Origin of the sequence: Veillonella dispar (assembly GCF_900637515.1) — a bacterium.
Classification (GTDB): Bacteria; Bacillota; Negativicutes; order Veillonellales; family Veillonellaceae; genus Veillonella; species Veillonella dispar.
The window spans coordinates 487,335-497,500 of the sequence record NZ_LR134375.1; the positions used below are offsets into that span (position 1 = coordinate 487,335).

At 37.4% G+C, this 10,166-nt stretch carries 8 protein-coding genes and 1 rRNA gene (1 of these 9 only partly in view); 5 read left to right on the forward strand and 4 right to left on the reverse strand.

Going from position 1 to position 10,166, the window contains the following annotated elements; genetic code table 11:
* Positions 1 to 121: 121 nt before the first annotated feature.
* Positions 122 to 829 (reverse strand): glutamine amidotransferase, encoded by a 708-nt coding sequence (locus tag EL171_RS02160; RefSeq protein WP_039969634.1) that lies wholly within the window; start codon positions 827 to 829, stop codon positions 122 to 124.
* A 735-nt stretch (positions 830 to 1,564) separates the two neighbouring features.
* Here EL171_RS02160 and EL171_RS02165 point away from each other — a divergent pair.
* From EL171_RS02165 to EL171_RS02175, 3 genes are all read left to right on the forward strand, one after another.
* A complete protein-coding gene (locus EL171_RS02165; RefSeq protein ID WP_039969636.1) occupies positions 1,565 to 2,602 on the forward strand; it encodes an OmpA family protein in 1,038 nt (345 codons plus the stop codon).
* A gap of 190 nt (positions 2,603 to 2,792) precedes the next feature.
* Complete coding sequence (locus tag EL171_RS02170; protein ID WP_005388029.1) at positions 2,793 to 3,914, forward strand: AI-2E family transporter; 1,122 nt, start codon at positions 2,793 to 2,795, stop codon at positions 3,912 to 3,914.
* 134 nt (positions 3,915 to 4,048) lie between these two features.
* A complete protein-coding gene (locus EL171_RS02175) occupies positions 4,049 to 4,705 on the forward strand; it encodes a hypothetical protein (protein WP_024065438.1) in 657 nt (218 codons plus the stop codon).
* Between the two features lie 78 nt (positions 4,706 to 4,783).
* Here the strand turns inward: EL171_RS02175 and EL171_RS02180 are convergent, their stop codons facing one another.
* Together EL171_RS02180 and sstT are read right to left on the reverse strand one after the other, a co-directional pair.
* A complete protein-coding gene (locus tag EL171_RS02180) occupies positions 4,784 to 6,304 on the reverse strand; it encodes a dihydrolipoyl dehydrogenase family protein (protein ID WP_005388033.1) in 1,521 nt (506 codons plus the stop codon).
* A gap of 262 nt (positions 6,305 to 6,566) precedes the next feature.
* On the reverse strand, positions 6,567 to 7,787 hold the full coding sequence (sstT, locus tag EL171_RS02185; protein WP_005388034.1) for a serine/threonine transporter SstT: 1,221 nt from the start codon (positions 7,785 to 7,787) through the stop codon (positions 6,567 to 6,569).
* Between the two features lie 343 nt (positions 7,788 to 8,130).
* On the opposite strand from sstT, the gene EL171_RS02190 reads away from it, so the two are divergent.
* Positions 8,131 to 8,877 carry a ubiquinone/menaquinone biosynthesis methyltransferase gene (locus tag EL171_RS02190; protein WP_005388035.1) on the forward strand — a complete coding sequence of 249 codons (747 nt, stop codon included), beginning with the start codon at positions 8,131 to 8,133 and terminating at the stop codon, positions 8,875 to 8,877.
* On the opposite strand, the gene EL171_RS02195 is transcribed toward EL171_RS02190, so the two are convergent.
* Positions 8,858 to 9,589, reverse strand: coding sequence for an SIMPL domain-containing protein (locus EL171_RS02195; RefSeq protein ID WP_005388036.1), 732 nt, complete (start codon positions 9,587 to 9,589; stop codon positions 8,858 to 8,860). The genes EL171_RS02190 and EL171_RS02195 overlap by 20 nt on opposite strands.
* Before the next feature lie 563 nt (positions 9,590 to 10,152).
* Here EL171_RS02195 and EL171_RS02200 point away from each other — a divergent pair.
* Positions 10,153 to 10,166 (forward strand): 16S ribosomal RNA (locus EL171_RS02200); it runs 1,549 nt beyond the window's last position.

Genomic DNA, 10,166 nt, shown 5'->3' on the forward strand with positions numbered 1-10,166 from the left:
AAATGACACATTGGGGAATGTGTTATCGGACCTGAAATCCATGATTTCGTGTATATATGTAAGGGATATATATAAGAAACAAGTAAAAACCGCCTTAGTTTTACTAAGGCGGTTTTTACTTTTATAAATGGTTTTGTTCAAGCCAAGCAATACATGCTGCTTTTCCTGCAGCTGGTAATTCTTGGCGTAGCTGCTTAGCCTCTTCTCTGAGTCTAGAAATATCGATACCTGCGTTAGAAAGCTCTGCACAATGGCCCACAAGCCAACTTTCAATGAATGCAGGATCAGCCTCCATATGAAATTGAAGGCCTAGAATGTGAGTGCCTACGGAGAATGCTTGATTTTTGCATAGTTCTGTTTTAGCAAGTCTCACAGCACCTTTAGGGATTTCAAATTCATCGCCATGCCAGTGAAGAACCGGTACATTGCCTAGTAATGCCAATGGGGAGGAGGCGCCTTCAGGAGTATATTCTAACGGACCAAAGCCAATTTCTTTTTTCCCATGCTTCATAGGACCTACGTGACCTCCCATAATACGGGATATGAGTTGGGCACCTAAACAGATGCCAAGTAATGGCTTTTTACTATTTATACGATCTGTAATAAATTTGATTTCATCAGTTAAGAATGGGTAGAGCTGTTCGTCATATGCGCCAATAGGGGCTCCACAGACGATGACTAAATCAGCTTCTGTCGCATCATAGTGTTCAAAGTTGACAAGGGGCGCTTCAATGTATGTTAGCTCAAATCCTCGATTTATTAAGACGGACTCTAAAATACCGGCATTTTCAAAGTTAATATGACGTACAATATAAGCTGTTTTACTCATGGTTCCTCCTATATAGCTCCTTATAACTATATATACTTCTATATAACTGTACATACTTCTATAACTGCACATACAATAGTAATTTCTACAAAATATAATAACAGTATAGCATATTCTATAGAATTTAATGTGTGAGAAACGTCATGATATATAATTAGGGGATACAGAATAATATTTTGTAAAATTATATCGAAAAAAAGTCGTTGATATAATTTAGAAAATATTTATACTAATGAGAGTAACATGAATACCCTTAAGAGAGGGAACGCATGCCTTTTGAGTTCATGAAGGTATCCATCGGCGTATGGCTCTTCATCGTTGCTCCTTTAGTAGGTGGTGTGATTGCAGCCGTATTTCATCGTGCATGGTTTTCTGTAAAAGAAGACTAATTTAATATAAAACTAATTTAAAAGGAAACGCCTACATTATATACTGTAGGCGTTTTCCTTTATCCTGTTAATCTTAAAGATACTTTAATATAAATCTAAGATATATCTTAAAAGGATAAAGCATAAATTTATCAATCTTATGATTAGACATAGTATATTCCTAGAATATAACGATAGTAGTGGTTATGAAGTTAAAATATATAACATCTACATATAGATATATTTCGAAATTCTCATGGTAAATTCATAAAAGATATTGAAATTTATCGAAAAGTTGTGTAAAATGAAAGTATATTATTACCAAGGCCCTGTGTATTGTTATGGGCTTTTATTGGAGGGAATTATAATGAACAAAAGATTATTAGCTTTATTGGCAGTTGCTGCTGTAGGCGTATCTGTAGCAGGTGCAACTCCACAAACTCAATTCAACAAAGGTGAGTTCCAAGTTGATCTTGGTGCAGCTCATTCTAAAGCAAAAACTGAACACTTCAATGCTGATGCAAAATGGAACTTTGATGGTGGTTTGACTTATGCTTTGTCTGATAAAACTGCTATTCAATATGGTTACCATGGTTTGAACGACAAATTGGGCGGCATTGGTTATAGCGACAAAATGCACGAAGTAAACTTGGTTCAATCTTTGAATAAAAACTTCGCTGTATATGGTGGTTATGCTCACATCTCTGGCGATGACTTCGCTAAAGCTAACAACATTGCACAAGCAGGTGTAATTGGTAAAGCTAACCTTGGCTCTAAAGTAGAAGTGTATGGTAAAGCTGGTGTAGGTACTAAGAAAACTTCCACTTGGGAAGCTGGTTTAGGTTACAAAGTGAATGAAGATTTGGATATCAACGCTGGTTACCGTTATATCAATACAAAACATGCAGATAAGGAAAATATCTCCTTCCAAGGTCCTGTAGTTGGCTTGTCCTACCGCTTTGGTGGTCACAAAACAGTAGCTCCTGTAGCAACTCCAGCTCCAGCTCCTGTATACACTCCAGCTCCAGCTCCTGTAGTAGAAGCTCCTGTATACAAAACTCCTAAATTGGATTACTATGTACAATCCATCTACTTCGATTCCGACCAAGATGTAGCTCGTGCAGACCAATATCCAAACTTGACAGCTGCTGTAAACGCTGCTAACCAATACTCTCAAGATCAAATCAAATTGTTGGGTAATGCTGATACTGACGCAACTCCTCAATACAATGTTGGCTTGTCCGAACGCCGCGTACAATACGTAGCTCAATACTTAGTAAACAACGGCGTATCTGCTGATCGTTTCATCGGTATCGCTAATGGCGACACTAAACCAGTGGCAACTAACTCCACTGCAGCTGGTAAAGCTGAAAACCGTCGTGTAGACGTTTACATTCACCGCTAATCTTCAATCTAATTTAGATTAGACATATAATAAGTCCACCTTCTATCATGCTCTCGTGTTCATCGGGGGACCGAGCATGTGATAAGGTGGACTTTTGTGTTATACTAAACTTGCATACAATCGTAGGTCATACAATGTTCATTAAGTTTTGGTAATGTATGCATTGTGAGTATAGTAAAGTAGGTTATATATGAAACGATTTAAATATTACAAACCGCTTATAGGGGCCATTATATTGGCTGGCGTTATGATCATGATGGCGCTCCGTATCAGCGATATAGCCAATGCTATTGATGCCGTCGTTACTGCTTTTGTTCCACTTATAGTAGGTGCTTGTATCGCATTTGTCCTCGATATTCTCGTTGTACGTTATGAACGCTGGCTGTGGCCTAAGAGTAAAACTGGTTGGAAAGATAAAATTAGACGACCTTTAAGTCTTGTATTATCCTTTGTTACTATCAGTGCTATCGTATATTTCATTGCTCGCATGGCGATTCCACAATTGATTCATTCCATGTCGATTATCGTAGCTTCTTCGCCGCAGTTGTATACAGATTTCCAAACATGGATGCAACACTTTACAGAAACCATTCCAATGGCCTCCAATCAAACACTTATGGATACCTTGAGTGGTGAAAGTGTTGTTAAATATACTCGCGAGTGGGGCACAAAGGGTGGTACATACCTAGTTAATGCGATGGGGACCGCCTTATCTTGGACTTTGAATATAGGTTTAGGTTTAATCTTTGCCATTTATATGTTGCTCGATAAAGAGCGACTTATGATGCAAGGTAAACGAATCCTAAAAGCCTATGCATCTGATGAGTGGGTTAACCGTGTTAGTTATGTCACACGCGTAGCTGTTCAAACGTTCAGTAACTTCTTTGTAGGCCAGTTTATAGATGCCTTGATTTTAGGTATTATGGTGGGCATTTCATTGTGGGCATTTAACATCGAATATGCTACTACGATTGCCTGTGTTATTGGTCTTACTGCATTAGTTCCATTGTTAGGTATTTATGTAGGGGGCGTTATAGGCGCAGTTATCTTACTTACTGTTAGTCCTATGGATGCATTAATCTATGTGATTATATTAGAGGTTCTTCATCAAATTGAAAGTAACTTTATTTATCCCAAGATTGTAGGTAATTCCGTTGGCTTACCTGGTTTGTGGGTGTTTGCGGCCGTTATCGTAGGTGGTAGTTTAATGGGGGTCACTGGTATGTTGATTGGCGTACCTTTGGTGGCAACATGTTACAAATTGCTTATGACTGATGTAAACGATCGACTTGCATCGAATGAAGGTTTATAGTATATTGTCTAAATAATATATCTATTTATGTATGTTTTGTGTGCTGTTGCGTATAGCACAAAATTATAGTAATTCTAGTATACGGATGGCTTTTACCATAGGTGAAAGCATTGTATATAGTAGGAGGATATGTAATGAATAAAAAGTTGATTTCTATGGCATTAACTGGTGTATTGGCAGTTGGCGTATTGTCCGTTGCTACACCTAGTGTGGCAGATGCACGTAAAACAAAACCAGAAACAAGTACTGATATTTCTGTACAACGTGCACCAGGGGAATCCATGGTTATGACTATGAGTAAAATTGGTACTATTTTCCAAAACCGTTTTCCTAATGCAGCACTTCATTCTGTAGAGCTTAACTCTAATGATTTGAACTATGGTTACAAAGTAGTAGGCTATAGTAAATATCATCAATATAAGATGAAAATCGACGTTATCACTGGTAATACTTCTGATATGGATGAAGGTGGCAAACCTAAGAAAGTTATCGGTGAAATCTTCAATAAAGATAAAGTCATCGAAGCAGCTCAAGCTGAGCGCGTTGCAAAACAACAACTTGGTGCTGATGCAGTTGTAAAAGGCTGGAAAATCGAAGCTCATGAAGGTAAGATTCTATACTATATGACAATGCATCAAGATGGTAAAAAGACTGTAGTTACTGTAGATGCTGAAACAGGGGCTTATGTAGGTCAATCTAAATCTAGTAAATTACCTCCTGAACCAGATCAAGGTTTCGACGGTCGTAAAACAAATATTATTTGGGATAACACCATTGATATGGGTCGTTAATCTATTTAGCGATATTATAAATAAAGAGCTGAAGATAAAATCTTCAGCTCTTTTATTTATATAATGGTTATATATTTATTATTGCCAACGGTGTTCGTAGTATGCTTGTGTCCACATAATAACCTCGATTAAGGACGGATGTGGGCTCATAGTTTCACCTACAGTGATAACGGATTTAGGATCCATTTCACGAGTAATACCTTTTTCACGTAAGCGTTTAGTACGTTCAGAAGCGATTTCTTCATTAATTGCTGTTAATGGAGTTACACCACTGTTCATAAGGTTTACATATGGTTGGAAGAGGATAGACGCTTGAGGACCTGTTACGTGCATACCAAGGATGTGATTAGTATCTTTGTCTACCACGATTTTAACAAAGCCGTCATTTACATCGCCAGGGTTGATACCCATTGCATAGCCTTTAGCTGTGGAGGAGTAGTAGTTTTTGCCTACACCTACATTATAACCAGCTTTGATAGCTTCTGCTTCAGTAAGACCTACGCTACCAATTTCAGGGTAGGAGAAGGTAACCTTTGGCAATGTATCATAACGTGCCCAACGGAAATCTTCTTCGTTTTTAGCAAAGTATAGATTGTGGGCAATAATATCAGCTTCATAGTTCGCACGATGACGAAATGCTGGTTCACCATTTACATCGCCTAAGGCATAGATGCCATCAACAGATGTTTCGAGGAACTCGTTTGTTTTAATCCAGCCCTTTGGCCATGTTTCAATACCTGTATTTTCGAGGTGGAGCTCTTCTACAGCAGGACGAATGCCAGCTGCTACGAGGATTTCTTCTACCTTAGTTTCTGTAACTTCACCAGTGCTACGATCTTTAGTGACTACAACTTTAAGACCATCTTCTTGACGGATTTCAACAGTGTCTTGGTTTAAGATTACATTAATACCACGAGCTCGGTAGTTTTGAAGAAGATGTTCGGACATCTCTTCGTCTTCTTTAGGTACTAAACGTACATTATGTTGAAGAATTGTTACCTCTGTGCCAGCGGATGCAAATACGTGACCGAATTCAACACCGATTGGACCTGCACCGAGTACAGCAAGGGATTTGTATGGTTGTTTAGGGAATTTATCGCCAAAGAGACTTTCACTAGTAAGGAAACCTGCCTCTTGAAGGCCTGGTACATTCGGTACATTACTATAACCGCCAGTACCTAGGATAATTGTTGGTGCTGTGATTTCTACAATGCTAGAACCATCGTTAAGGTGGATGTTCATAACCTTATCGGACACAAAACTTGCAGCACCGCGATATACATCTACGTTGTCATAAGCGTTATAGTAATCATAGATGCCTGCATTCTTGTCAATCATATGCCATGTACGTTTAGCTACAGTGTCCCAATCCATAGTTGCATCGCCAACATTGACGCCTATTTTTTTGAACTCTTCTACCTCTTGAATGGCATTAGCTGCTGTAACCATTACTTTCGTAGGAATACAACCGCGATTTAGGCATGTGCCACCGAATTTACCTTTTTCTATGATGGCCACTTTAAGGCCTTTTTTTAGCGCAGCGTCAGCTACGATGGTTGCACCACCTGTACCAACCACAATAATATCGTATTGTTTCATGTTGATTCCTTTCTATTGATATCTGTTAATAGTTATTATTAACTCCATTATAACACTATATTGAAGAAAATCAATATAGGCGATTGTAATTAATATAAACGTATATGATTAATATTGATACCTATGTTGATTTATAAAGTATGTTCTTTATATTATACAATGAATATATTTATAAGTCGTATAGTAATCTAGTAATTATGGACCTTTTAATACAAAAAAACGGTCCCGAAGGACCGTCTTTGGTATGATTGTAAAATTATATTTAATTCCAGTTTTCGTGATAGCCACGTTTCGCATAATCTGCAGTAGCAGTGAAGAGAATATCTGTACTGGAGTTAAGTGCTGTTTCAGTGGAGTCTTGTAAAACGCCAATGATGAAGCCTACACCTACAACTTGCATTGCGATGTCATTGGAGATACCAAATAGAGAACAAGCAAGAGGAATTAGAAGTAGGGAACCACCAGCAACGCCAGAAGCACCACAAGCACCGATAGTAGCAATAACAGATAAGAGAATTGCTGTAGGGATATCTACAACGATTCCAAGAGTATGGGCAGCAGCTAATGTCATGATTGTAATTGTGATCGCTGCACCACCCATGTTGATTGTTGCACCCAATGGAATGGATACGGAATACATATCAGGGTTAAGTTTTAAACGTTTCGCTAAATCGAGGTTAACAGGGATGTTTGCAGCAGAGCTACGAGTAAAGAACGCATAGATTGCAGATTCACGTAAACATTTGAAAACCAATGGATATGGATTACGGCGAAGATATACAAAAGATAGAAGTGGGTTTACTACTAATGCTACGAAAATCATAGAACCAAGTAGTAATACGAGTAATTGGAAATAACCAATTAAAGCTTCAATACCGTTAGTAGCAATAGAGTCAGCTACGAGACCCATGATACCAAGAGGAGCAAAGCGGATAATCCAACCTACTACAGTTGTAATAGCTTGAGCGATAGACTCCATTACTTCCTTAGTATTCATTGGTGCATGGCGTAAAGCGCCACCAATGATAAGTGCCCAGCCTAAAATACCGATATAGTTAGCAGTCATCAAGGCTTTTACTGGATTATCAACAATATTTTTTAAAAGTGTTTTCATTACCTCTACGATACCTTGTGGTGGAGCTGCATCGGCTGCACTAGCTGCAAGGTGTAATGTAGTAGGGAACATAAAGCTTACGACTACAGCAAGTGCTGCAGAAAGGAATGTACCTAATAAATATAATGTGATTACAGAGCCCATCCCTGTTTTTTGGCCAGAACGGTGTTTACTGATGGCTGCAATTACAAGAAAGAATACGAGAATTGGTGCAATCCCTTTTAAAGCACCAACAAAGAGAACGCCTAATAAAGCTAATTCATTTGCCACATCTGGCACGTATAGAGCTGTCAAAATACCAATAATCAAACCTATGATAATTTGTTGGATTAGACTGACTCTATTGATTGTTTTTACAAATCGATTCATAGTACACTCCAATACTTAATAAAAACTAATAAAAGACCATGGAAAAGATATCTTTTCGTCATGGACATATGTCATTATACAACGAACACAGGATGGTGGCAATAGATAATATCATAGTCATTTATATATAGTTAAATTAGATCTACTGTGATTGATAACGATATTTATTTTGTAATATACTAATTTTAACAGTAGTGAATATATGGTTTTAACTAAATATGTGCTTATTACATAATTACTATATATAGTATATATAATAGGATTCTTTTGATAGGGGGCATAGTATGATATACTATGCGAGTAAAGAGTTTGAATATAGTTCTTGATTAGTGAAAGGACCATAATGAATACTAAAGAATTTAAAACGTATGCCGATAAAGAGCAATTTGTACAAGGTGTTTTTTCTAATATTGCAAAAAACTATGATTTAATGAATACAGTCTTAAGCTTTGGACAAGATTATTTTTGGCGCAAATTCTCTGTAAAAGCAATGAATATTGGTCCTCACCAACGTGTGCTTGATGTAGCATGTGGTACCTGTGTGTTTACAAAGGAAGCGTTACGTCAAGAACCAACATTAAAAGTAGAGGCTTTGGACTTTAATAGTGAGATGCTTGATCAAGGTCGTGTACGCATTGAAGATGCTGGTTTAATAGATCAAGTTAATCTTGTTCAAGGTGATGCGATGGCATTACCATATGCAGATAACACATTTGATGCTGCTATGAGCGGATTTGCAATGCGTAATGTGCCAGATATTAAACAAGTGTTATCTGAAATGCAACGTGTTGTAAAGCCAGGTGGGAAAGTAGTTGTGTTAGAACTCGCAAAGCCAAGCATGTTTGGTTTTAAACAGTTATATAATTTCTACTTCTCCTATATATTACCTATTATAGGTAAGTTAAGTAAGGATAATTCCTCTTATGCATGGTTGCCAGAATCCTTACGCAGATATCCTCATCAAAGCGAGATTCTTGAAATCTGGAAATCGTTAGGATATGAAAATGCCACCTATCATGAATTGACAGGCGGCATTGTAGCGGTCCACGAAGGTGTGGTACCAGAAAATTCTATTGTAAATAATAAGTAATATTAGCGTCTTGAGAAACTACTAATGATCCTTTTTCAACAGGAGTAGCAGTTTCGAGAGACGCTTTTAACATTACGGCGTTACGATAGGAACCGGAGTCCATAGAGCTTGTTTGTGGTGTGCTAATAGAAACAGTTTTTACAGGGCCTAAAGTACGACCAAGGGCTGCAGCAATAACCTCAGCTTTATGACGACCGTCTTGAATTGCTTCGGTAGTTAAAGAATCAGATAGTTGTTGAGATACATCATTTTGGAATGAAAGGTTGTTGATATCGTTGGCGCCAGCGCTAACAGCAGCGTCAACAGCCTTTCCTACATTATCGAGATTGTTGATTTTTACAGTCACACGATTTGCTACACTATAACCAGTGTTGATTCGTTTGCCATCTTGATAATCACTTGTAGGGTTAATAGAAATATTAGATGTGTAAATATCTTTTTTGTCGATACCTAAATGACCTAACTTGCTGATTAAATCACTCATGATGCGATCGTTATTAGATTTTGCAGCATTGATATTAGTGTTTTCACTAGTAATACCAAGTGTTAAAATCGCATAGTTAGGTGCTACAGAACGAGAGGCTTCGCCTGTAATTTGAATTTCAGAGGTATCAAATGTACCTTGTGGTGCAGCAAAGGCTGCAGTGGCCATAGTTGCACATACCGCAGCAATAGCAACTGTTTTGGATAATAAACGTTTGGATAATTTCATACTCAATCTCCTCACACTATTATAGTATTATTTATAAATACTATAATATAGAACTAATTCGTAATATAGAATCACATCAGAATATAGAAGTGAATAAGCGGAAAAGTCTATATTACAGCTACATTATACATAATTGGTTGTATAAAATCAATCTTTTGGTTTTGGAATGTAAAATGAACCTGTAATGAAAGTTGTGTGAAATTGAGAATTAGGGGTTGCCATTATATTTTGGTTATACTATAATATGCATACAGTCGTTCGAGCGACTGTTTCTTAATGAGTGTAGTAATGCACTTAGAGGTTCAAAAGAACTTCAAAAAAGATTATAAAATGTGTTGACATGAAAATGTTCACATGTTATTATAATCAAGTCGTCAGATGGCGCTTCACTGAAGCGTGAAACTGATAACAGATCTTTGAAAACTGAACAATGATAGGTAATCAATCAATACGATTGAACATATGCCAGAGTGCGGGTTTTGACAAAGTCAAAACCAACCATAATTCAAAGTTACTTAAATGTAACGACAACAAATAATGAGCTATTCAAATAGCTTCAAGATATCTTGGAGAGTTT